22 protein-coding genes are annotated in these 22208 nt (G+C 57.2%); 14 read left to right on the top strand and 8 right to left on the bottom strand.

Annotated features, from left to right (window positions below; genetic code table 11):
• Positions 1-12: 12 nt before the first annotated feature.
• Positions 13-1401, bottom strand: coding sequence for an adenosylhomocysteinase (ahcY, locus tag AC2FLU_RS20370; protein ID WP_480555974.1), 1389 nt, complete (start codon positions 1399-1401; stop codon positions 13-15).
• Between the two features lie 102 nt (positions 1402-1503).
• On the bottom strand, positions 1504-1818 hold the full coding sequence (locus AC2FLU_RS20365; protein ID WP_496808480.1) for a hypothetical protein: 315 nt from the start codon (positions 1816-1818) through the stop codon (positions 1504-1506).
• Between the two features lie 206 nt (positions 1819-2024).
• On the opposite strand from AC2FLU_RS20365, the gene AC2FLU_RS20360 reads away from it, so the two are divergent.
• Positions 2025-2633: an HD domain-containing protein gene (locus tag AC2FLU_RS20360; RefSeq protein WP_496808479.1), complete on the top strand. Its 609-nt coding sequence runs from the start codon at positions 2025-2027 to the stop codon at positions 2631-2633.
• Here the strand turns inward: AC2FLU_RS20360 and AC2FLU_RS20355 are convergent.
• From AC2FLU_RS20355 to AC2FLU_RS20345, 3 genes are all read right to left on the bottom strand, one after another.
• Entirely contained in the window at positions 2630-3136 is a 507-nt protein-coding gene (locus tag AC2FLU_RS20355; RefSeq protein WP_496808478.1) for a DUF2199 domain-containing protein, read from the bottom strand. The two genes, AC2FLU_RS20360 and AC2FLU_RS20355, sit on opposite strands and share 4 nt — an antisense overlap.
• A 39-nt stretch (positions 3137-3175) precedes the next feature.
• Complete coding sequence (locus AC2FLU_RS20350) at positions 3176-3730, bottom strand: ActR/PrrA/RegA family redox response regulator transcription factor (protein ID WP_050604676.1); 555 nt, start codon at positions 3728-3730, stop codon at positions 3176-3178.
• An 81-nt stretch (positions 3731-3811) separates the two neighbouring features.
• The gene (locus AC2FLU_RS20345; protein ID WP_480555977.1) at positions 3812-4438 is read right to left on the bottom strand and encodes an SCO family protein; all 627 of its coding nucleotides are present in this window, start codon (positions 4436-4438) and stop codon (positions 3812-3814) included.
• Positions 4439-4528: 90 nt separating this feature from the next.
• Between AC2FLU_RS20345 and regB the strand changes: the two genes are divergently transcribed.
• The 10 genes from regB to AC2FLU_RS20295 all read left to right on the top strand — a co-directional run bounded on the left by regB (position 4529) and on the right by AC2FLU_RS20295 (position 17135).
• Positions 4529-5926, top strand: a complete 1398-nt coding sequence (gene regB, locus AC2FLU_RS20340) for a sensor histidine kinase RegB (RefSeq protein WP_480474439.1) — start codon at positions 4529-4531, stop codon at positions 5924-5926.
• Between the two features lie 66 nt (positions 5927-5992).
• Entirely contained in the window at positions 5993-7498 is a 1506-nt protein-coding gene (locus tag AC2FLU_RS20335; protein WP_496808477.1) for a PAS-domain containing protein, read from the top strand.
• A 42-nt stretch (positions 7499-7540) separates the two neighbouring features.
• Complete coding sequence (gene tsaE, locus AC2FLU_RS20330) at positions 7541-8014, top strand: tRNA (adenosine(37)-N6)-threonylcarbamoyltransferase complex ATPase subunit type 1 TsaE (protein WP_480555980.1); 474 nt, start codon at positions 7541-7543, stop codon at positions 8012-8014.
• Entirely contained in the window at positions 8011-9015 is a 1005-nt protein-coding gene (locus AC2FLU_RS20325) for an aminoglycoside phosphotransferase family protein (RefSeq protein ID WP_480555981.1), read from the top strand. The genes tsaE and AC2FLU_RS20325 overlap by 4 nt, the downstream gene beginning before the upstream one ends.
• Positions 9012-9698, top strand: a complete 687-nt coding sequence (locus AC2FLU_RS20320; RefSeq protein WP_480474431.1) for a nucleotidyltransferase family protein — start codon at positions 9012-9014, stop codon at positions 9696-9698. The genes AC2FLU_RS20325 and AC2FLU_RS20320 overlap by 4 nt, the downstream gene beginning before the upstream one ends.
• Positions 9691-12615: a double-strand break repair protein AddB gene (addB, locus tag AC2FLU_RS20315; protein ID WP_496808476.1), complete on the top strand. Its 2925-nt coding sequence runs from the start codon at positions 9691-9693 to the stop codon at positions 12613-12615. Before AC2FLU_RS20320 ends, addB begins: the two co-directional genes overlap by 8 nt.
• Positions 12612-15971, top strand: a complete 3360-nt coding sequence (addA, locus tag AC2FLU_RS20310; RefSeq protein ID WP_496812101.1) for a double-strand break repair helicase AddA — start codon at positions 12612-12614, stop codon at positions 15969-15971. Before addB ends, addA begins: the two co-directional genes overlap by 4 nt.
• 60 nt (positions 15972-16031) lie before the next feature.
• Entirely contained in the window at positions 16032-16352 is a 321-nt protein-coding gene (trxA, locus tag AC2FLU_RS20305; protein WP_209505247.1) for a thioredoxin, read from the top strand.
• A gap of 73 nt (positions 16353-16425) precedes the next feature.
• Complete coding sequence (locus AC2FLU_RS20300; RefSeq protein ID WP_496812100.1) at positions 16426-16776, top strand: Lin0512 family protein; 351 nt, start codon at positions 16426-16428, stop codon at positions 16774-16776.
• Entirely contained in the window at positions 16773-17135 is a 363-nt protein-coding gene (locus AC2FLU_RS20295; RefSeq protein ID WP_496812099.1) for a Lin0512 family protein, read from the top strand. The genes AC2FLU_RS20300 and AC2FLU_RS20295 overlap by 4 nt, the downstream gene beginning before the upstream one ends.
• Before the next feature lie 62 nt (positions 17136-17197).
• Here AC2FLU_RS20295 and AC2FLU_RS20290 read toward each other — a convergent pair whose 3' ends face one another.
• Positions 17198-17392, bottom strand: a complete 195-nt coding sequence (locus AC2FLU_RS20290; protein WP_480521310.1) for a DUF1127 domain-containing protein — start codon at positions 17390-17392, stop codon at positions 17198-17200.
• A 197-nt stretch (positions 17393-17589) separates the two neighbouring features.
• Between AC2FLU_RS20290 and hslV the strand changes: the two genes are divergently transcribed.
• Entirely contained in the window at positions 17590-18147 is a 558-nt protein-coding gene (gene hslV, locus AC2FLU_RS20285) for an ATP-dependent protease subunit HslV (protein ID WP_480496391.1), read from the top strand.
• Here the strand turns inward: hslV and AC2FLU_RS20280 are convergent.
• Both AC2FLU_RS20280 and AC2FLU_RS20275 read right to left on the bottom strand, forming a co-directional pair.
• A complete protein-coding gene (locus tag AC2FLU_RS20280) occupies positions 18139-19380 on the bottom strand; it encodes an MFS transporter (RefSeq protein ID WP_480496393.1) in 1242 nt (413 codons plus the stop codon). The two genes, hslV and AC2FLU_RS20280, sit on opposite strands and share 9 nt — an antisense overlap.
• A 105-nt stretch (positions 19381-19485) precedes the next feature.
• A complete protein-coding gene (locus AC2FLU_RS20275) occupies positions 19486-19887 on the bottom strand; it encodes a DM13 domain-containing protein (RefSeq protein WP_480482580.1) in 402 nt (133 codons plus the stop codon).
• Between the two features lie 197 nt (positions 19888-20084).
• Between AC2FLU_RS20275 and hslU the strand changes: the two genes are divergently transcribed.
• Complete coding sequence (hslU, locus tag AC2FLU_RS20270) at positions 20085-21392, top strand: ATP-dependent protease ATPase subunit HslU (RefSeq protein ID WP_480607730.1); 1308 nt, start codon at positions 20085-20087, stop codon at positions 21390-21392.
• Positions 21393-21702: 310 nt separating this feature from the next.
• Positions 21703-22208, top strand: a 506-nt coding sequence (gene rfbC / locus AC2FLU_RS20265; protein WP_496812098.1) for a dTDP-4-dehydrorhamnose 3,5-epimerase, incomplete at its 3' end; no start/stop codon positions are given.

The following is a 22208-nucleotide window of genomic DNA, read 5'->3' as shown; positions in this document are numbered from 1 at the left end:
GTCAGACGACAATCAGTAGCGGTAGTGTTCCGGCTTGTATGGACCTTCTGGTTTGACACCGATGTACGCGGCCTGATCCGCATCCAGCTTCGTCAGCTTCACGCCGATGCGATCCAGATGCAGGCGGGCGACCTTCTCGTCCAGATGCTTGGGCAGGATGTAGACCTTGTTCTCGTACTGATCACCTTTGGTGAACAGCTCGATCTGTGCCAGAACCTGGTTGGTGAACGAGGCCGACATCACAAAAGACGGGTGACCTGTGGCGTTGCCAAGATTGAGAAGGCGGCCTTCAGACAGCAGGATCAGACGGTTGCCCGAAGGCATCTCGATCATGTCCACCTGCTCCTTGATATTGGTCCACTTGTGGTTCTTCAGGCTGGCCACCTGAATCTCGTTGTCGAAGTGCCCGATATTGCCGACGATGGCCATGTCCTTCATCTCGCGCATATGCTCGATGCGGATCACGTCCTTGTTGCCGGTGGTGGTGATGAAGATATCCGCGCTGGCAACTTCGTCTTCCAGCAGGGTTACTTCGAACCCATCCATCGCAGCCTGCAGCGCGCAGATCGGGTCAACTTCGGTCACCTTCACGCGCGCACCCGCGCCACGCAAGCTGGCGGCTGAGCCCTTGCCGACGTCGCCATAGCCGCAAACCACGGCAACCTTACCGGCCATCATTGTGTCGGTGGCGCGGCGAATACCGTCAACCAGCGATTCCTTACAGCCGTATTTATTGTCGAATTTCGACTTTGTGACCGAGTCATTCACGTTGATCGCCGGGAAGGGCAGGTGGCCGTCTTTCACCAGTTGATACAGGCGGTTCACGCCGGTGGTGGTTTCCTCGGAAACGCCTTGGATCTGGTCACGCATCTTGGTGAACCAGCCGGGGCTTGCCGCCATGCGCTTGGCGATCTGCTTCTTGATCACCTCTTCCTCTTCCGAACCCGGAACTGGGATGATGTCTTCGCCCGCTTCCGCACGTGCACCCAGCAGGATGTACAGGGTCGCGTCGCCACCATCGTCGAGGATCATGTTCGGGCCGTCTTCGAACAAGAAGGATTTATCCAGATAATCCCAATGCTCTTCCAGCGTTTGACCCTTGATGGCGAAAACGGGAATGCCTGCCTCGGCAATCGCGGCTGCTGCATGGTCCTGGGTCGAGAAGATGTTGCACGACGCCCAGCGCACATCCGCGCCCAGCGCAACCAGCGTTTCAATCAGAACAGCTGTCTGGATAGTCATGTGCAGCGATCCAACGATACGCGCACCTGTCAGAGGTTTGCTTTCCCCATATTCCGTACGCAGGGACATCAAGCCCGGCATCTCGGTTTCGGCAATGTCCAATTCCTTGCGGCCGAACCCGGCCAGCGAAATGTCTTTAACGATATAGTCCACGGCCATCTGGCGCTCCATTTTCGGTAAATCACAGTCCCGGCTGCCCCTAGCACTCCTTGGGGCAGGTGGCAACTTTGAAGACTGTTACCGGAAGCTTGGTGGCCGCTTTCAGCTTGGCGTGCCTTCGATTTTTATCTTTGGTATCGCTTCAAAAAAATCGGTGCCAACGGCAACAATACAACTGATTCCGTTCGCATTGGTTACCAAAACGGTATAGCTACCCGTTTCCTTCGAGGCCCACACCTCCATCACAGACTGCGCGTCGCGCGTCTTTTGCAGGCCGCCAAAGGCCAATTCCTCGGCATAGTTTTCCTGCAATTTGGTGACGATGTCGCCGCGCTCTGCACAACTCCGGGCAAAGGCTGGTGGGGCGGTCGCGGCCATTCCAAAGGTCAGGGCAATGGCGAGTAAACGCTTGAACATGACAAACTCCTATCGATTCGCGTTTCACGGTCGAGAGGAGCACACCGGGAGAAGCATGTGCCCCCCTCGGTTTTGATGTCGGGATCATGGCGCGCCGTTTCAAAGCACAAATGCTCAAGAAACTGTTGGCAGCAAGTGATCCAGACAGGTACATCATAGCACAAAAATATGGCGCAATCGCGTCCGGTCAGGCGAGGCATAGCAAAATGGCAACACAACCCAGGGCATGGCAGCGCATGTTATCGGGGCGTCGGCTGGATCTGCTGGACCCGACCCCGGTGGATATCGAGATCGAAGATATCGCGCATGGGCTTGCTTTTGTGGCACGTTGGAACGGGCAGACACGCGGCGATTTCGCCTATTCCGTGGCCGAGCATTCCCTATTGGTTGAGGAACTCTTCGGAAGAATTGCGCCCAAGACACCCGTCAAATGGCGGCTGGCAGCCCTGTTACATGATGCGCCGGAATACGTGATCGGCGACATGATTTCGCCGGTCAAATCCGCCGTGGGCCCCGGTTACGGCGCGCTGGATGACCGGTTGGCGGCGGCGATCCACATCCGGTTCGGCCTGCCCGCTGAAGTGCCGAAAACGGTGAAACGGCAGATCAAAAAGGCCGACAAGATCAGCGCCTGGATGGAGGCGACGCAGATCGCAGGCTTTTCCGAGGCCGAGGCGACGAAATTCTTTGGTCGCCCGGATAAAGCGGTGATGGAGGGATTGGAGATCACGTTACGCCCGCCGGTTGAAGTACGGCGGGCGTATTTGGAGCAGCATGAAGCATTGCTCAACGAGATCAGTAAAGCAGCTTACTAGTTTGGTGGATGCAAGAGGTCGTGAACCATTGCTTCCACCTCTGCCGCTGAAATTCCGTTGTGTTGATCAAGGTAAAGCTTATTCGTCGCCTCGTGGACCTCAACTAGCGGCCTGAGACCATTGTCTCTCAGATGAACTGACGTCGCGAGGTTTACCGTATCTTCGTAGAATGGGAGTCGCACATTTAGCCACCCAAAGAATGGACCAATGTTTGACCGTTGCTCCAGATTAAACACATCCCGCCATTGCTCATAGCTATCTCTGCTCAGTGAACACCATACCAACCATACAAACGGTTCGGACTGATCTATGATGGGCACTTCAAGCCTGCCTCTTACGAAAAAGTACTCGTTGTCAATTATGCAGTCATCCGTCCCCAATTCAGCACGGGCATTTTGAACTTCTTCACAAAGAACTGCATAGTTTAAAGGAGCATCAGGTCCGAAACTGGGAAGGCCCTCGTGACGCTCACCACAAGTTCTGCATTGGAAGCTAAATCCCATCTACGCACCTTTTCAGCAAACCAGTAGGATGGCAGACTTCTACCGAGGGCTACGCTTCGCCAAAATCCGCTGCAAGGTCCGGCGGTGCATGTTAAGCCGCCGCGCCGTTTCGCTGACATTGCGGTCACACAGCTCATAGACCCGCTGGATATGCTCCCAGCGCACGCGATCCGCGCTCATGGGGTTTTCCGGCGGCGGGGGCAGTTCGTCACCCTTGGCCAGCAAGGCGTTGGTGATGTCGGTGGCGTCGGCGGGTTTCGACAGGTAGTCGGTTGCGCCGATTTTTACCGCGGCGACTGCGGTCGCAATCGCCCCGTACCCGGTCAGAACCACGACCCGGCTGTCGGGGCGCTTTTCGCGCAGAACCTCAACCACATCCAGACCGTTGCCATCCTCCAGTCGCAAGTCAACAACTGCGTAAGCCGGTGGGCGGGCGGTGGAAATTGCGCGGCCTGCGGCGACGGATCCCGCGGTTTCAACCTCGAACCCACGCTTTTCCATGGCCTTGGCCAAACGTCTCAGAAACGGCTCGTCATCATCCACCAAAAGCAGGGATTTGTCAGGGCCGATATCAAGCTGAGAACTGTCTGCCATATGTTAGGTCTTTCCGCTATTTCATGCCTTTGGCTTAAACATGAGTAATAGCAGCGCAGAAACAAAGGTCAAACAACCTTGTTAATGCGCAGCCTGGTCCAGAAAGCACCCGACCTTGTCCGCCATCTGTTCGGCCGTGTCATCGCGTTTGAAGAATTCAAGGAAACCATGTTCGGGCGTCACCAGATAGGTGAAGGTGGAATGGTCAACAAGGTAGAATTCGTCGCTTTTATCCTGTGCCTTGTAATAGGTCTTGTAAGCCTTGCTCGCCGCCCTGACCTGTTCGGGCGAACCGGTCAACGCAATCGTTTTGCCGCCAAGGTTGAAGGCATAATCATCGACTACATGGGGCGTGTCCCGTTCGGGATCGATCGAGATGAACAGCGCCGTTGCCGACTGCCCGCGCTGGTTCAGGATATCCACGGCCTCAACATTGCGGGACATGTCAAACGGGCAGACATCGGGGCAGAATGTATAGCCGAAATAGACAAGTGTGGGTTCGGTGATAACGTCTTTGTCGGTCACCGTCTCACCTTTGCCATTCACCAGTTCAAACGGCCCGCCGATAGCAGCGGTCCCCCCGGCGATCTGCCCAGACCGGCACTGTGCAAACTGGTCGTCGGATCCGCCCCCACGCGTCAAAAGCCACATCGCACCTAGGCCAATAGCCAGAACGAGAGTTGCAAGAATTGCGTAGAGGCGGGTCATTTTGGTTTTCCGGTCGCAAGGAGTTGTTGATCGTTTCGGCCGGGACACCTAACAAGATGACCAGCCTTTGCAACAGGACATAAGCGACCAATGGCAGATTCCAATCAGACTTTTTGGCGCGGCCAGGAACGCAGCAGCTGGATCCGCCTGCGCACCCTTATCCTGTTGCGATGGGTTGCCATCTTTGGTCAGATCACCGCCATCACCGTGGCCCAGCAATACTATCATGTGCAGCTGGAACTAGGCCTGTGCTATCTGGCCATCGGGATCTCGGTCATGGGTAACCTGACCGCCATTCTGTTGTTTCCACAGAATAAGCGGATGTCCGAGTTCGAAAACTTCCTGATGGTTCTGTTCGATCTGTTGCAACTGTCGATCTTGCTGTATCTGACAGGCGGGCTGAACAACCCCTTTGCCCTTCTGCTTCTGGGGCCGGTCACGATTTCCGCCAATGTGATGAGCACACGGTCGACCTTGATTGTCGGGGCTGTTGCAATTGTTCTGACCACTCTGCTGGCGGAATTCCACCTGCCGCTGCGGACCAACATCGGGGTGGTTTTGGACATTCCGGAAATCCTGCTGTTTGGCAACTGGGCGGCTATTATTATCGCCATCGTCTTTATCGGTGCCTATTCTCACCGCGTCAGTTCCGAGGTTCAGTCCATGTCCGAAGCGCTGGCTGCCACCCATATGGCACTGGCCCGCGAGCAAAAACTGACTGATCTGGGCGGCGTGGTCGCCGCCGCCGCGCACGAGCTGGGCACCCCTCTGGCAACAATCAAACTGACGAGTGCGGAACTGATCGAAGAGCTGGACGACCGTCCCGACCTCAAGGAAGACGCGGCCTTGATCCGCGAACAGGCCGATCGGTGCCGCGACATTTTGCGCGATATGGGTCGTGCCGGAAAAGATGACCTGCATTTGCGGCAGGCTCCACTTTCAACAGTGGTGAACGAAGCCGCCGAACCGCATGTTGACCGGGGCAAGGTCGTTCATTTTTCGGAAGGCCCGGCGCAGGACGGAGATGTGCTGCAACCCTCGATTCTGCGAAAGCCCGAGATCATTCACGGACTCCGCAACCTGATACAGAATGCCGTAGATTTCGCCCGCGCCAATGTCTGGGTCGAAGCCGAATGGACGGACAGCAAAATCACCGTCAGCATCATGGATGACGGGCGCGGCTACCCGTCGCACATGATTGGCCGCATCGGTGATCCCTTCATGCGCCGCAGACGGGCCGAAGCCGACCTGCGAACCCGTCCGGAATACGAAGGCATGGGACTGGGGCTGTTCATCGCAAAAACGTTGCTGGAACGCAGCGGCGCCGAGCTGAAATTCGCTAATGGCACGGATCCGTATCAGCGTCTGACCGATCAAAAAGACAGGACAGGTGCAATCGTCAAGGTCTCGTGGCCGCGCAACCTGATTGACGCGCAAAAAGGTGACACTCCGGTTCCATCCGGTTCCAACAAACGCATTCAAGTATGAGTTAAGGAGCCGTTAACCTATCCTGCCCATAGTCAGCCGGGGTTTGGTTATACCTTGGGGAAATTAATGGCCGATTGGATCATTCTGGCCGCGATCAGCCTGGTATCGGGATGCTTTGCCGTACAGTGGTTATTGCCACGCCAGACGCGACGCGACGATGTCTTTGGCTTGTTTTCAACAACATCCCTGTTTGATGCGGTATTCCTGTTTGATGGTGATCACCTGATCAGCCACTCCGATATCGCGCTTGCCGGGTTCGAGCATGTTGGAAGCTGGCAGGATTTGCACCGCCTGCTGAAAAGAGATTTCCCCACCTTCCCCGAAACACCCGAAAAAGTTCGCGACCAAAACGTACTGGTAATCTCGGCCATTGATTGCACAGTCGAACGCGAAGTGGTGTGTGAATGGATCGACGGGATTGTCCGCGTGCGTCTGCACGAACCGGCCCGAATCTCTCCGACCAGGTCAAGCGCGCTGAGTGAACCGAGCCGTCTGGCCATGGAACAGGCCCCCTATCCGGTATGGTTGCTGGATCACAACAGCCAGGTGCAGTGGTGCAATGCAGCTTATGTCACGCTTGTTCGCCGGGCACGTGGTCAGGATGCCGATCTGACTGCCCCTCTGTTCCCGGACACCTCTGATGCTCCGTCGCTCGGAAAATCAAGAGTGGCGGTGGAAGTGACAGGAACCAACAGCAAGTTGTGGTTCGACCTGACGCAGATCGTGCAGGACGACGGGCGGTTATGTTACGCCACAGACATCAACGCTATTGTCGAAGCGGAAACCGCGCAACGCAAGTTCGTGCAGACCATGACCAAGACCTTTGCTCAACTTTCGATCGGCCTGGCCATTTTCGATCGCAACCGGCAACTGGCGCTGTTCAACCCGGCCCTGATCGATCTGACCACGCTGCCGCCGGATTTCCTCAGCTGCCGCCCGAACATCAGCAGTTTTTTCGACCGGCTTAGGGATCAGCACATGATGCCAGAGCCCAAGAACTACCGTACATGGCGGCGTCAGATGAACGACCTGCTCGAAGCAGCCGAGGGCGGTAATTATCACGAAACATGGTCGCTGCCCTCTGGCTCAGTTTATTCTGTAAGCGGCAGGCCGCATCCCGATGGGGCCGTTGCGTTTCTGTTCGAAGATATTACTGCCGAAATCACGTTGACGCGACGCTTCCGGTCCGAGATGGATCTGATGCAATCCATATTGGACAAGCTGGCCGATGCAATCGCTGTATTTGCCGATGATGGCACCCTGGCCCTTACCAACTACGCCTACGAAAAGCTTTGGGGCGACGCACAGGAAATCGGCTTTCAGACCGACACGGTCACCGATGTTACGCGGCGGTGGCAGGACCATTGTGTTGCTACGCCGATCCTCGGAGAGATCCGGGATTTTGTCGAAATGCGGGATAACCGGGCGGAATGGACGGCTGAAATCCGGATGCGGTCAGGCATCACTTTAGACTGCACGGTTTCACCAGTTCATAACGGTGCGACGATCGTGCGGTTTGCACCCGTGGATCCTCTGACAAAAACCGCCCCGTTGGAACAGATCAGCGCCTGAACCGGGGTTGCAGCCGATTGGGCAGAACGTCATTGTGACGCCATGACGACGACCTCCCAAACCCTGACGTTTAAATCGCCCGATGAAACCGCAGATTTCGCGGCCCGTGTCGGGTCTTCGCTTGGTTCCGGGGATGTCCTGTTGCTTAGCGGCGCAATCGGCAGCGGCAAGACGCATTTCGCGCGCAACCTCATTCAATCACTTATGCCTGAACCGGAAGACGTGCCATCACCCACATTCACTTTGGTTCAGACCTATGACACCCCTGCCGGTGAGATCTGGCACTGCGATCTTTATCGGCTGAACGCGTTAGAGGAAGTGGATGAGCTGGGTTTGGTTGAAGCCTTTGACACAGCAATCTGCCTTGTGGAATGGCCGGAAAAACTGGGCACACTAGCCCCTGTCGCTGCGTTAAAACTGGCCTTCGAAACAGACCATGACACAGAAGAAACCCGCCACATGTCCTTGTCATGGACCGATCCGAAATGGGTAGACAAGTTGGAGAATGCCGGATGACAAACAGGACAGTCCTGGCAGAGGCCCTTATTGCACAAACTCCTTGGGTCGGGGCAACGCGTGCACCACTGGCCGGCGACGCATCGAACCGCCGGTACGAACGCGTGACCGATCCGGTCAGTGGGCGAACGGCTGTCCTGATGGATGCACCACCTGACAAGGGCGAAAGCGTCGAATCGTTTGTGCGTGTTGCCGAGTATCTGCGTTCGATTGGCCTGAGTGCGCCCGAGATTTACGCAGAAGACGCTGAATATGGATTTCTGCTGCTGGAAGATCTGGGTGATGATCTGTTTGCACGCGTCCTTAAAAAAGACCCGTCCAAAGAACGCCTTTTGTACGAGGCCGCGACAGACGTGCTGCTGCACCTGCATCAGGCGCCAATATTATCACTACCGTCTTACGATCCAGCCCTGATGACGGACCTGGCGGCACTGGCGCTTACGAAATACGCCGCTGGCATTCAGGGCAATGTTGATCAGGGCGTTCTGGACCGGTTCGAACTTCGGTTTGCAGATATTTTGCACCGCGAAACCTCTGGGGACAAAGTTGTCATTCAAAGGGACTATCACGCAGAAAACCTTCTGTGGCTGCCCAAGCGCGACGGCATAAGGCGCGTCGGATTGCTGGATTTCCAATTGGCCATGCTGGGGCACCCCGCCTATGATCTGGTGTCCTTGCTTCAGGACATTCGCCGCGATGTTTCGGTCGGGACAGAAATGCAGATGATCAACCGCTATATTGCAGGGTCAGGTATGGACGATCACGAATTTCGTACCGCGTACAGCGTATTGGGCGCGCAGCGAAATCTTCGCATCCTTGGCGGTTTTTCGCGGCTGGCAACCGACTACGGCAAGCCGCAATATCTGGACATGATCCCGGCGGTCTGGTCGCACCTCATGAGGGATCTGGAACACCCTGCCCTTGTTTCGGTGGCCTCGCTGCTGCACGACGCTCTGCCCCGACCAACACCTCAGAATTTGGCCAGGCTGAGGCCCCAATGACCGGATCACCCTTTGCCGTAATGTTGTTTGCCGCCGGGTTTGGCACCCGTATGGGCGCGTTGACCAAGGACCGACCCAAACCGCTGATCGAAGTGTCCGGGCGCGCCCTGATCGACCACGCGCTGGATCTTGTCGACAACCTTGGCCCTGTTCGCACAGTGGCAAACGTGCATTACCACGCCGATCAGCTCGACGCGCATCTCAGGCCCAAAGGCATTCTGATATCGCCGGAAGAGCCGGAGATTTTGGAAACCGGCGGCGGGTTGCGCGCAGCCCTGCCATTGCTGGGCACCGACCCTGTGTTCACACTGAATACCGACGCAATCTGGTCCGGCCCAAATCCATTGATGCTGCTGCAAAACGCATGGGACCCGTCCCGCATGGATGCGCTTTTGATGTGTGTTCCGACTGCGCAGGCCATTGGTCACGACAGGCCGGGTGATTTTACCGCCGATCAGGTGGGGCGGATCACGCGTGGGCCCGGCTTGGTTTACGGCGGCGCGCAGATCCTCAAGACACAAGGGTTGCACGCCATTTCGCAACCGGCGTTTTCGTTGAACCTGCTTTGGAACCAGATGCACGATCAAGGGCGTTTGTTCGGCATTGAGTATCCCGGTCGCTGGTGTGATGTGGGCCACCCAGATGGGATCGCTCTGGCCGAGGATTTGCTGGCAGATGTTTGACCCCGGACCCCTGCCCCGCGTCTTCGCCGTCCCGCCCGGTACGGATTTCCCCAAGGCGTTGGTCGACGGCCTGAGGCGGCGTTGTTCAGGCCCGCCCGAGGCTTTGGCGCGGGTGGGGCTGGTGTTGAACACGCGGCGTATGGAACGGCGCGTACGTGATCTGTTCAATCAGGGGCCACCATGCCTGCTGCCCCGCATATCGCTGCTAACCGATCTGGGGGACAACGCTGATCTGGCGCATATTCCACCTGCCATCCCGCCCCTTCGGCGGCGTCTGGAATTGTCTCAGCTGGTGGCCAAATTGTTGGAACAACAACCGGATCTGGCCGCCCGGTCGTCGATTTTTGACCTGTCCGACAGTCTGGCGGCGCTGATCGACGAAATGCAGGGCGAAGGTGTGTCACCGGACACGATCCGGGGGCTGGATGTCAGCGACATGTCCGGCCATTGGGCGCGGGCTCAGACCTTTATCGGTATCGCAGATCATTTCATTGACACGGGCTCGCAGGTGATGGACGCGCAGGCCCGCCAACGTCGCGTGGTCGAAAACCTGATCGCCCGCTGGCAAACCGATCCCCCCCTGCATCCGGTTGTTCTGGCCGGGTCGTCCGGTTCGCGCGGCACCACGCTGATGCTGATGGATGCCGTCGCGCGCTTGCCACAAGGGGCGTTGGTACTGCCCGGATACGATTTCGACCAGCCGGATCACGTTTGGGAAGGGTTGGATGATGCGTTGACTTCGGAAGATCATCCACAATACCGGTTTCGAAAGCTGATGCGCGGGCTGGGCCTGTCACCCGGCCAGATTACTCCATGGACAGACCTGAACGCCCCCTCGCCTGCCCGTAACCGTCTGGTTTCCCTGGCTTTGCGCCCAGCCCCGATCACCGATGCCTGGATGAGCGAAGGCCCGAAACTGGCTGATCTACTCGGCGCAACCAAAGACCTGACACTGATCGAGGCGCAATCACCGCGGGACGAGGCTTTGGCCATTGCCCTGCGCCTGCGACAAGCTGCCGAAACCGGTCAGACCGCCGCCCTGATTACGCCGGATCGCATGTTGACCCGTCAGGTAAGCGCCGCGCTGGATCGGTGGAACATTCTGGCAGATGACAGCGCCGGTCTGCCGCTGCAACTCTCGCCCCCGGGCCGGTTTCTGCGACATGTGGCTGGTCTGTTCACGCGCCGTCTGGAGGGCGAGGCGCTGCTTACCTTGCTAAAGCACCCTTTGTGCCATGACGGCAGTGAACGCGGTAAACATTTGCTGCACACGCGTGATCTGGAACTGGATCTGCGCCGCAATGGCCCACCATTTCCGGATGGCACCAGCCTCACCGCATTTGCAGTACGCAAAGAAGCCCTCGAAAGCTGGGTCCATTGGGTTGTTCACCACTTCTGCGATCAGCAGATCAGTGGCGAGTTGGCGCTTTCCGACTGGGTAGATCGGCTCACAACACTGGCCGAGGCGATCTCGGCTGGCAGCGCAGGTGAAACCGGCACGCTGTGGGACAAGAACGCGGGTCAAAAGGCGCTGGCAGTGCTGAATTCTCTCAGGGATGAGGCGCAACATGGCGGGCCGATGACAGCCTATGATTTTGCCAATCTTCTGGGCGCGCTGCTTGCCGGGGAAGAGGTCCGCGACCGCGATGCGCCGCATCCGCATATCATGATCTGGGGCACACTCGAAGCGAGGGTACAAGGTGCAGACCTGTTGATCCTTGGCGGATTGAATGAAGGCAGTTGGCCAGGGGCGCCGGCGCCCGACCCCTGGCTGAACCGACAGATGCGCGACAGGGCGGGCCTGTTATTGCCTGAACGCCGGATCGGCCTGTCGGCGCATGACTTTCAACAGGCCATCGGCGCGCCCGAGGTCTGGCTAACCCGCGCAACCCGCTCGGATGATGCGGAAATGGTGCCGTCTCGTTGGGTGAACCGGCTGACAAACCTGTTGCAGGGTCTGCCTGAGCAGGGTGGCCCCCAAGCGCTGGCCGAAATGCGCGCCCGTGGCCAAAACTGGCTGAACTGGTCCGAGGCTCTGGAAGACACGCCGCGCATTGACCCCGCGCCACGCCCATCCCCGCGCCCGCCAGTTGTCGCGCGTCCGCGTCACCTGTCAGTAACGGAAATCAAGCGACTGATCCGCGATCCCTATGCCATTTACGCCAAGCATGTGCTGCGGTTGAAACCTCTCGATCCGCTTGTCCAGGCACCCGACGCGTTGCTGCGGGGGATCGTGATCCACGAAATCCTCGAACATTTCGTCAAGGATAGCGTGCTCGACAACGCTTTGCTGACGCGTGAGAATTTTCTGAAACGCGCGCACACATTACTGGAGCAGCATGTCGCCTGGCCCACGGCGCGACATCTGTGGCTGGCGCGGCTGGAACGGATCGCAGACGACTTTATCAGCGCTGAACTTTCGCGCCGGGGTGACGGTGGGCCAGTGGCCTTTGAAGCGGCGATGAAGCTGGTGCTGAACCCGTTGGACTTCACCATCACAGGGCGCGCTGACCGGATCGATCACAACAGCCGGGGGGCCTTGCGGATCATCGACTATAAAACCGGCGCGCCTCCAACAGAAAGCCAGCAATCCAAATTCGACAAGCAATTGCTGATCGAGGCCGCAATGGCCGAGCAGGGCGGTATCGAGGGGCTTGACCCGATGGCGGTGGCAGAGGCCATCTTCATCGGTATGGGTGGTGCCTATAATGAGGTGCCCGCGCCGCTGCTGAAAGAACCCGCCGACAAGGTTTTGACCGAGCTGAAAGAGTTGATATCAGCCTATTTAGAGTCTGATCAGGGGTATTCGTCCCGCCGAATGCTGCACAAAGATACGGATATCGGTGACTATGATCATCTTGCCCGGTTCGGCGAGTGGGACCGGACAGCCGAAACGCGCCCCGAGGATCTGACATGAGCGCGCGCAACGAAGCAACCGAACGGCAGGTGCAGGCCTCGCGACCCGATGCCTCGACCTGGCTGGCCGCCAATGCAGGGTCAGGGAAGACACGGGTTTTGACCGATCGGGTGGCGCGCCTGCTGCTGGGTGGCGTCCAGCCACAACACATTCTTTGCCTGACCTATACCAAAGCTGCTGCCAGCGAGATGCAGAACCGATTGTTTGACCGTCTTGGCAAATGGGCAATGCTTGAAGATGCCAGGCTGCAAAAGGACCTGGCCGAACTGGGCGTGACCGGCGCCATCGATTCAGACCGGTTGGCACAAGCGCGCACCCTGTTTGCCCGCGCCATTGAGACGCCGGGCGGCTTGAAAATCCAGACAATTCATTCTTTCTGCGCCTCGTTGCTGCGTCGTTTCCCGCTCGAGGCCGGGGTCAGCCCGCAGTTTTCGGAAATGGAAGACCGTGCGGCAGCTTTGCTGAGGGAAGAAATTGTTGAAGATTTCGCGGAAGGCCCGCAAGCAAGGCTGATCGAAGACGTGGCCCGGTTTGTCACCGGTACAGGCTTTGACAAGCTAACTGCGGCGATCGCCCAAAAGCGCAACCTGTTCGCGCAACAACTGGATTGGTCTGATCTGCTGCAACGCTTCGATCTGCCCTCGAATTTTAACGATAATGCGTTGTTCCAAAGCGTTTTTCTGGGGGGTGAGGTCGAGTTAATCCAGTCAATGTTGCCCCTATTGCTCGAAAGTGGCGGCAATAATGCCAAGGCTGAGGCAAGGCTGGCAGGGTTCACCGAAGCACGATTGGCTCACTTGCCCATGCTGGAAGACGTGCTGCTGACCGGAAAAGGCGCAAAAGAACCGTTCACCGCCAAGATCAACGGCTTTCCCACCAAACCCCTTCGAGAAGGTGCGCTGGCGGACCGGATGCCTCAACTCGAAGCTCTCATGCTGCGGGTCGAAGCTGCGCGTGAACGCCGACTGGCGCTGGTTGCTGCCCAGAAAACCGCCGTTTTGCACCGCTTTGCCGCTGCATTCCTACCGGAATATGAGCGCTGCAAGCAGTTGCGGGGGTGGCTGGATTTCGACGATCTAATCCTGCGCGCACGTCAGGTTCTGAATGACCCGGCGGTGGCCGAATGGGTGCTGTACCGTCTGGACGGGGGTATCGACCACATTCTTGTCGACGAAGCGCAGGACACCAGCCCCGATCAATGGGATGTGGTGGAAAAACTGGCTCAGGAATTCACCAGCGGGGAAGGGGCCCGATCAGGGGTCGAGCGCACTATCTTTGTTGTCGGCGATAAAAAACAATCGATCTATTCCTTTCAGGGCGCCGACCCGCAAGCCTTTGACCGTATGCAGGAAGAGTTTGACCGGAAACTCTCTGAATCAGGCTCTAAACTGTGGGATTCAACGCTGGAATATTCATTTCGATCCTCCAGCGCGATCTTGTCTCTGGTCGACACGCTTTTTGAAAACCGCGCCGATGCAGGATTTCAGAAGGAAAGTCAGCACCGCGCCTTCAAATCCGATTTGCCCGGTCGGGTTGATCTTTGGCCCGTCGTCGAGAAAGTCGAGGACGCGGAGGAGGGGGATTGGACCGATCCGGTGGACCGGCCCGGATCACGGCACCATACCGTTATTCTGGCCGAACGGGTGGCTGCGTCGATCAAAAAAATGATCGATGACGGCGAAACTATACCTGAAGACGGGGACACACAGGGCCAGTTTGTTCGACGCAAAGTTCAGCCCGGTGATTTTCTGATCCTTGTGCAACGCCGGTCTGACCTGTTCGCCGAGATCATCCGCGCCTGCAAGGTTGCCGGGCTTCCCATCGCCGGGGCGGACCGGCTGAAAGTGGGTGCCGAACTTGCGGTCAAGGATCTGGCTGCGCTGCTTAGCTTTCTGGCGACGCCCGAAGACAGCCTGTCGCTGGCGACAGTTCTGAAATCCCCACTGTTCGGATGGTCCGAGCAGCAGCTTTTCGATCTTGCCCATCGGCGGGAGGAGCAATTCCTGTGGGCTGCTTTGCGCAGACGCGCCGACGATTTCCCCAAAACTCTGGCCGTTCTGAACGATCTGCGCAGTCAGATCGACTTTCTGCGCCCCTATGACCTGATTGAACGCATTCTGACCCGACACGACGGGCGACGAAACCTGTTGGGCCGACTGGGACCCGAGGCTGAGGACGGTATCAATGCCCTGCTATCGCAGGCGTTGGCCTACGAGCGGACGGATATCCCCAGCCTGACTGGATTTCTGGTCTGGATGCAGACCGACGATCTGGAGATCAAACGACAGATGAGCGGGGTCGGAAATATGATCCGGGTGATGACGGTGCACGGCTCGAAAGGTCTGGAGGCTCCGATCGTCATTCTGCCTGATACCGGCAAACGCCAGCCGCCACGCGACGCCGAAATCATGGTGGCAGACGGGACACCCCTGTGGAAGGTTTCGGCAGACCAATCGCCGAACCTGATCACTCGCGCCCGGACAGAGGCGCGCACCCGCGAGGAAAATGAACGGCTTCGCTTGCTTTATGTGGCTCTAACAAGGGCTGAAAAGTGGCTGATCGTGGCAGCGGCAGGTGATTTGGGTAAAGATGGCAACAGCTGGTACCAGATGGTAGAAGCAGCGATGGAAAGGGCCGGGGCAACGCAACTGCCTGGTTCAGATACACGTCGGCTGTCCCATGGCGACTGGGATGGGTTTCCACTGGTTGAGCTGTCACGCGCATCGGCTAAACATTCAGATCTACCTGATATGTTCCTGCACCCTGCACCTGAACCGGTTGTACCTGCGGCCACCATCAGCCCTTCGGATCTGGGTGGGGCCAAGGCGTTGCCAGGTGACGCTGGTCTGGATGAAGACGCTGCCAAACTGCGCGGAACCCGCGTGCACCTGCTGCTTGAGCATCTGCCCAAAGTCACGCAGGACCACTGGCCAGAGCTTTGCGCCCGCCTGCTGCCCGGCATGGGGCAAGAGGATCAGAACGCATTGCTGACCGAAGTCACAGGCGTGCTGACATCCGAAAGCCTGCGACACATTTTCACGCCGGACACATTGGCCGAAGTACCTGTAACTGCCGACCTGCGCGGGCAGCGAATGTATGGGATTGTCGACCGCCTGATCGTGACGGACACCGAAGTCCATGTAATTGATTTCAAATCAAATGCCACCGTTCCGAACCGGGTCGAAGATTGCCCCGAAGGGTTGCTTCGCCAAATGGGCGCGTATGCGCAGGCCCTGTCGCAGATCTATCCGGACTATAAGATACGCACCGCAATCCTTTGGACAAGAACGGCAAATCTTATGTGGTTGCCACACGATCTTGTGACGGATGCCGTGGCCTGCACCCAGATATCTTGACCTTGCCTACTGCCACCCCTACCTTCACAGCCCAAGCGCATTTCATTCAGGAGACATAATATGTCGACCGTAGCCGTCACCGACGAAACCTTTGACGCCGAAGTCAAGAACTCGGACGTTCCAGTTGTAGTGGATTTCTGGGCCGAATGGTGCGGACCCTGTAAGCAGATTGGTCCGGCACTGGAAGAGCTGGCCGCCGAATATGGCGGCAAGGTCAAGATCGCCAAGGTGGACGTGGACAACAACCCGAACTCTGCCGCCGCCATGGGCGTGCGCGGCATCCCGGCGCTGTTCATCTTTAAGGACGGTCAGGTTGTATCGAACCGCGCAGGCGCTGCCCCCAAAGCCGCGCTGCAAAGCTGGATCGACGAATCCATCTGATCTGGCGATAACGGATTGTTCGAAAGGCGTCTCAGATTGGGGCGCCTTTTTTGTTGAAACGGCGGGGAAACCAATGGCAAAAACGCGCGTTCTTGTAGAATTCGGGATGGGCACATCCCTGCGCCGGATGGACTATACCGAGGCGTCGCTGCGGGCGATCAGGGACGCGCTGTGGCACAACTCGGTCAATATGGCCGAACTTATTGGTTTCCCGAAAGAGGCGATGATCATCGATGCCGAGATCGGCGTGCAGCAGCCGGATCAAGTGGATACCGACGCCCTCAAAGCCGTTTTCCCTTATGGTCAGCCCAACATTACCGTCACAAAAGGTGGGCTGGACATCGAAAAACCGAATGGTGACGACCACACGGTGATAGCCAACGCTGCACTGATCGTTTCTTTCGACATGGACCCGGCGCAATGAGTGAAAAGCGGATCATCCTGGAAATGGGCACCGGCAATGACCTTTATGACCAGGATTATACCAAAGCAGCCCGCCGCGCGGTACAGGACGCGCTGCATCATTCATCCATCACGCTGTTTTCAAAGCTGGGGATCGATCACAACGAAATGCGCGTGCGTGTGACAATCGGCGTTCAGAATCCGGAGCAGGTGAATTGCGAGCTGGTTGCTGCCGACTTGCCGCGCGGCCGGGTCGAGGTTCGCGCGGTCAAAGGTGGTCTGGATGTCGCTGATGAAGAAGCTGGCACTCTGCACGTCATTGCAACTGCCGCGGTCGAAGCTTTTTTACCCGATCTTGCCGGGAAATACATCCAGAGTTGAGCAACGAAAAAGCCGCTCGGAAATCCGGGCGGCTGGTTCGGTTTGATGATCCGTCGGTTGGATTAGATTTTTGCGATATCCGCGCGGCTCAGACCGATATCGTCCAGCTGCGTGTCGCTGAGTTCCGACAGAAGGTTACGTGTTTTACGTGCTTCATTCCATGCGACAACACTGTCGAATGCATTGATGAAAACGTCCGCCACGTGCAGGATGGTAGCTGCTCCGAGCGGCGCATGAATATTAGCTGTGGTTGCCATGTGCGCAGTCCTTATTGAAGAAACAGCCGACCCGTCGTCGGTTGTGAGCCTCATCTAGTACCGCTTGGCCGGACTCACAATTGCTGGTCCGGTAACCCCGAATTGCATTTTTTGCATATCTTTTGGGCAGTTTGGCAATGGGTTGCGCCAACAACCGGTCCGGCCCATATATACCGCCAGCAAAAGCGGAGACGATCATGGCAGATAACGACTTTCCCGGTTGGCACGGCACAACGATTATCGGCGTCAAGAAGGACGGTCATGTCGTCATTGCCGGCGACGGTCAGGTGAGTCTGGGTCAGACCGTGATCAAGGGCACCGCGCGCAAGGTGCGCCGCCTGTCTCCCGGAGGGTTCGAGATCGTGGCAGGTTTTGCCGGATCGACAGCGGATGCCTTCACGTTGCTGGAACGGCTGGAAGCCAAGCTTGAAGCTACGCCCGGCCAACTGGCCCGCGCCTCGGTTGAACTCGCCAAGGACTGGCGCACAGACAAGTATCTGCAAAAACTTGAGGCGATGTTGATCGTGACAGACGGCAAGGATCTGCTTGTCATCACCGGGGCAGGGGATGTTCTGGAACCCGAACACAATGTGGCTGCCATCGGGTCGGGAGGCAACTTCGCTCTGGCCGCCGCGCGTGCCATGATGGACAGCGACAGATCCGCAGAGGACATCGCCCGGCAATCCATGGCCATCGCAGCAGATATCTGCGTCTATACCAATGGCAACCTGACGGTTGAGACGATCTCAGGCTAAAAGCGCTTTGATCTCTTTGCCTTTCCATCGACGGTGCATGCCGATCAACCCCAGGACCGCCGCTACGATCACGATGTAATAGGGCACGCGGATATCGATGCTCATCAATCCGCCACCGATCAGTGACATGATCCCCCCCGCAAGGCAGAACACGGCGGTGGCCACGCCCATGGCCCAGCCCTGATCCGCCTCGCTGACGCTTGAGGAGAACAGGCCCAACAGTGTTGGATAGGCGACCCCGAACAGGAAATAGAAGAAAAACACCGGGACATAGCTGAATACACCGCTTGGGCTGAAGGCAAAGGCAAACCCGCAAATGACCATCACCACAAGCGACGTGTAAATGATCGCGTGTTTGCTGAACCTTTCCTGGGCAGGCTTCACCAGGAACGTGCTGGAAAAGGCCAGCGCCACACCGATGACCACCATCGCCACGCTGCCCCCGATGACCCCATACCCGAATGCGCTGGTCAGGAAATTGTCGACAAACACGTAGAATGTGACATTGGCGATCATGAAAAACGAATAAACCGGCAGGATTTTCAGAACCAGCGGGTGTTCGCCAACTGCGATCAGGCTGTCGGTAATATCACGGGGGCGAAACACAAAAGGCTCGCGCTTGGTTCGGGTGTCCTTGAAAAAGAGCAGCACCAGAAATATCGCCACCAGAACCAACACGAACGCGCCATAGAACGGGGTTTTCAACGTGGCAAAGCCGCCGAATAACGCCGAATCCGACAAAACCGCGCCTATGATCGGCCCGCCGACAAGGCCAAAGCTAACACCTGTCACGATGTAGCCCATGTTTCGGTCCCGGTCAGACGCGTCGGTGCTGCCATCGATCATCGCCGCCTGCGCGATGGGCTGATTACCCGCAGTGAACCCGGTAATCGAACGGCCAACGATCAGCAGAAGCAGGTTATTGAGATAAAGCGCCACAATGGTCAACGCATATCCGGCCAGCGCCCCCCCAAGGCAGACCAGCAATGCATTCTTTCGCCCAATCGAGTCAGACACTTTCGAGACATAAACAACGCCCAGAAACCACGACAGGAAAAAGCACCCGATCACCAGACCATAATAAAAATGCCTGCGGCCGACAGGCGTGCTTTCCGGCAGGAAACCGGAGCTCGTTTCCATGATCAGCGAATTGATGATGGGAAAGACCAGACCTTGTCCGATCAGGTCCACGAACACCACGAACAGCAGGGTGATCTTGGCAATTTTCGTCATACAACTCGCCCCGTGCTCAAGTGCTTTGGGGCGAGTGTAGCAGATATGCGCCGTGTCAGCTAACGACGGATTAGAGGCCGGATGATCCGGCCTCTGTCGTTCAGATTATTTAAGCGACGCAACACCCAGCGGGACGCCAGCGACCTCACACCAGATGTAAACTTCGTTGTAGCCCGAGATGTCCATAGTTGGAGGCACCGCATAAGATTGCTTGCCTTTCAAATTCAGCAGTGCACCCAGCTTAGATGACGGGTCGTATTCGCCATCCTTACCGAATGCCACACGCGGGTCGGGGCCACCGTCCAACGAAAAGTCGTTGCCTAATTCAACGATATAACGATCGCCATCCTTTTTTACTTTGACCGAGCCGCTGGTTTCGTGCTTCGAGCGCCCCTCGAAATGACCCTTTTTCTTGTCACCCCCGGCCAAAGCCGCATTGGTGCCGACCAGAGTCAGAGCCGCGCCAGTGGCAGCCGCGTTCAGAAAAAGTGAACGACGAGTCATCATTTTATGTTCTCCATTAGATAAGTGCGGGCGACTTTGCCCGTTGACGGAGACTATGCGCAGCAAATATCTGTGTGGCGATTCACATCACCTCGAATTTCCGTGTTCGGTTCGTGTGTTGGCGTGAGTTTTTTGTGATCAGCTTGTGTTTTTGCAGCTTATGATTAGGTTCCGGTGCGAAACAAACGGATAGAACACATATGACCGACCTGACCCCGCGCGAGATTGTCTCGGAACTGGATCGTTTCATTATCGGGCAAAAGGATGCCAAGCGCGCCGTGGCCGTTGCCCTGCGCAACCGCTGGCGCCGCAAGCAGTTGCCGGACGATATTCGCGAAGAGGTGTATCCAAAGAACATCCTGATGATCGGCCCCACCGGTGTCGGCAAAACCGAGATCAGCCGCCGTCTGGCCAAGCTGGCGCGCGCACCCTTTATCAAGGTCGAAGCCACGAAGTTCACCGAGGTTGGCTATGTCGGTCGCGACGTGGAACAGATCATCCGCGATCTGGCCGATGCCGCCATTCTGCAAACTCGGGAATTCATGCGCGAAGATGTCAAGGCCAAAGCCTATCAGGCCGCCGAAGACCGCGTGATTGACGCCATCGCTGGTACGGATGCCCGTGAAGGCACACGAGAGATGTTCCGCAAAAAGCTCAAGTCGGGTGAGCTGGATGAGACGGTCATTGAACTGGACGTCGCGGACAGTTCAAACCCAATGCCGATGTTCGATATTCCGGGACAGCCTGGCGGTCAGATGGGGATGATGAATCTGGGCGATATCTTCGGTAAGGCGTTTGCCGGGCGCACTGTTAGAAAACGTCTGACTGTCGCCGAAAGCTATGAGGTGCTGATCGGGGAAGAGGCCGACAAGCTGCTGGACGATGAGACGGTCACCCGCACCGCATTGGAATCGGTGGAGCAGAACGGCATCGTTTTTCTGGACGAGATTGACAAGGTCTGTGCCCGCACAGAAGCGCGTGGTGGTGATGTAAGTCGTGAAGGGGTGCAGCGCGACCTGCTGCCCCTGATCGAAGGCACAACCGTCTCGACAAAGCACGGTCCAGTTAAAACCGACCACATCCTGTTCATCGCATCCGGTGCGTTCCATATCGCCAAACCATCAGACCTTCTGCCCGAATTGCAGGGCCGTCTGCCCATCCGGGTAGAGCTGCGCGCGCTGACCGAGGAAGACTTCGTTCGTATCCTGACCGAAACCGACAACGCATTGACCCGTCAGTACACGGCCCTCATGGCCACCGAAGAGGTTACGGTTGGGTTTACCGAGGATGGTATTGCCGCCCTGGCGCGGATCGCAGCCGACGTGAATCAAAGCGTTGAAAACATTGGTGCGCGGAGGCTTTACACCGTCATGGAACGGGTCTTTGAAGAGCTGTCATTCACCGCACCAGACAGGGCCGGAACGGAAATAACGGTCGATGCGCAATTCGTGAACGACAATCTGGGCGAATTGACCAAGTCGGCGGATTTGAGCCGTTACGTTTTGTAGCAGCTCGAATCCGATACCGCCGCTTTTCCCGTTTCTTTCCTCCGCTCTTTCGTTCCAAACAAAGCGTTTTACTCTTCACGTGATTGCATTTGTGGCCACCGGCAAGGAATGGACAACCAGAAGTTCAGCAAAGAGCCCCGTCAAGAAGGTCGCCAAAGCCATCAGACGTAAAACTCGACAAAAGAGCTTACCCATTCAACTTGTTCGCGCGGTCAGTTAACTACGCTCTGAAAATTTCGAATCGAAGTCACATTTCAGATACGTGCGGCAAATCCAAAACGTATGCAACAGACGGTTGAGGTTAGGTGTTATGGAGATTGAGCGGACGGGGTTGTCGGGTGTGTTGGTTATTCGCCCGCAGCGGCATGGGGATTTGCGGGGTTTTTTTTCTGAAAGCTGGAACAAGGCGCGGCTGGAAGAGGCTGGGGTTGTGTTGCCGGAGTTTGTGCAGGACAACCATTCGTTGTCGTCCGCGGTGGGGACATTGCGCGGCCTGCATTTTCAGGCGCCTCCGCATGCGCAGGGCAAATTGGTTCGGGCGGGCCGGGGGGCGCTTTATGATGTCGCTGTCGATATCCGCAAGGGATCGCCGACCTATGGGCAATCTTTCGGCATCGAGCTCAGCTTTGAGAACGGGCGACAGCTTTGGGTGCCGGCGGGTTTTGCCCATGGTTTTGTGACGTTAGAGCCCGACACCGAAATCTGCTACAAATGTACCAGCTCTTACAATGCGGATGCTGATGGGGGTGTGCGCTGGGACAGCTGTGGTATTGATTGGCCCTTGCAGGGGAACCCGGTGCTGAGCGACAAGGACAG

This window comes from Ruegeria sp. SAZD013 (genome assembly GCF_059612525.1).
Note: the sequence above shows the minus strand (reverse complement) of the source record. Positions and strands in the feature narration are given on the sequence as shown.

What these genes read in the sequence shown, in the direction of transcription:
- ahcY (WP_480555974.1), bottom strand. Translation starts at nt 1,401, where the DNA reads ATGGCCGTGGACTATATCGTTAAAGACATTTCGCTGGCCGGGTTCGGC.
- AC2FLU_RS20365 (WP_496808480.1), bottom strand. Translation starts at nt 1,818, where the DNA reads ATGTTCAAGCGTTTACTCGCCATTGCCCTGACCTTTGGAATGGCCGCG.
- AC2FLU_RS20360 (WP_496808479.1), top strand. Translation starts at nt 2,025, where the DNA reads ATGGCAACACAACCCAGGGCATGGCAGCGCATGTTATCGGGGCGTCGG.
- AC2FLU_RS20355 (WP_496808478.1), bottom strand. Translation starts at nt 3,136, where the DNA reads ATGGGATTTAGCTTCCAATGCAGAACTTGTGGTGAGCGTCACGAGGGC.
- AC2FLU_RS20350 (WP_050604676.1), bottom strand. Translation starts at nt 3,730, where the DNA reads ATGGCAGACAGTTCTCAGCTTGATATCGGCCCTGACAAATCCCTGCTT.
- AC2FLU_RS20345 (WP_480555977.1), bottom strand. Translation starts at nt 4,438, where the DNA reads ATGACCCGCCTCTACGCAATTCTTGCAACTCTCGTTCTGGCTATTGGC.
- regB (WP_480474439.1), top strand. Translation starts at nt 4,529, where the DNA reads ATGGCAGATTCCAATCAGACTTTTTGGCGCGGCCAGGAACGCAGCAGC.
- AC2FLU_RS20335 (WP_496808477.1), top strand. Translation starts at nt 5,993, where the DNA reads ATGGCCGATTGGATCATTCTGGCCGCGATCAGCCTGGTATCGGGATGC.
- tsaE (WP_480555980.1), top strand. Translation starts at nt 7,541, where the DNA reads ATGACGACGACCTCCCAAACCCTGACGTTTAAATCGCCCGATGAAACC.
- AC2FLU_RS20325 (WP_480555981.1), top strand. Translation starts at nt 8,011, where the DNA reads ATGACAAACAGGACAGTCCTGGCAGAGGCCCTTATTGCACAAACTCCT.
- AC2FLU_RS20320 (WP_480474431.1), top strand. Translation starts at nt 9,012, where the DNA reads ATGACCGGATCACCCTTTGCCGTAATGTTGTTTGCCGCCGGGTTTGGC.
- addB (WP_496808476.1), top strand. Translation starts at nt 9,691, where the DNA reads ATGTTTGACCCCGGACCCCTGCCCCGCGTCTTCGCCGTCCCGCCCGGT.
- addA (WP_496812101.1), top strand. Translation starts at nt 12,612, where the DNA reads ATGAGCGCGCGCAACGAAGCAACCGAACGGCAGGTGCAGGCCTCGCGA.
- trxA (WP_209505247.1), top strand. Translation starts at nt 16,032, where the DNA reads ATGTCGACCGTAGCCGTCACCGACGAAACCTTTGACGCCGAAGTCAAG.
- AC2FLU_RS20300 (WP_496812100.1), top strand. Translation starts at nt 16,426, where the DNA reads ATGGCAAAAACGCGCGTTCTTGTAGAATTCGGGATGGGCACATCCCTG.
- AC2FLU_RS20295 (WP_496812099.1), top strand. Translation starts at nt 16,773, where the DNA reads ATGAGTGAAAAGCGGATCATCCTGGAAATGGGCACCGGCAATGACCTT.
- AC2FLU_RS20290 (WP_480521310.1), bottom strand. Translation starts at nt 17,392, where the DNA reads ATGGCAACCACAGCTAATATTCATGCGCCGCTCGGAGCAGCTACCATC.
- hslV (WP_480496391.1), top strand. Translation starts at nt 17,590, where the DNA reads ATGGCAGATAACGACTTTCCCGGTTGGCACGGCACAACGATTATCGGC.
- AC2FLU_RS20280 (WP_480496393.1), bottom strand. Translation starts at nt 19,380, where the DNA reads ATGACGAAAATTGCCAAGATCACCCTGCTGTTCGTGGTGTTCGTGGAC.
- AC2FLU_RS20275 (WP_480482580.1), bottom strand. Translation starts at nt 19,887, where the DNA reads ATGATGACTCGTCGTTCACTTTTTCTGAACGCGGCTGCCACTGGCGCG.
- hslU (WP_480607730.1), top strand. Translation starts at nt 20,085, where the DNA reads ATGACCGACCTGACCCCGCGCGAGATTGTCTCGGAACTGGATCGTTTC.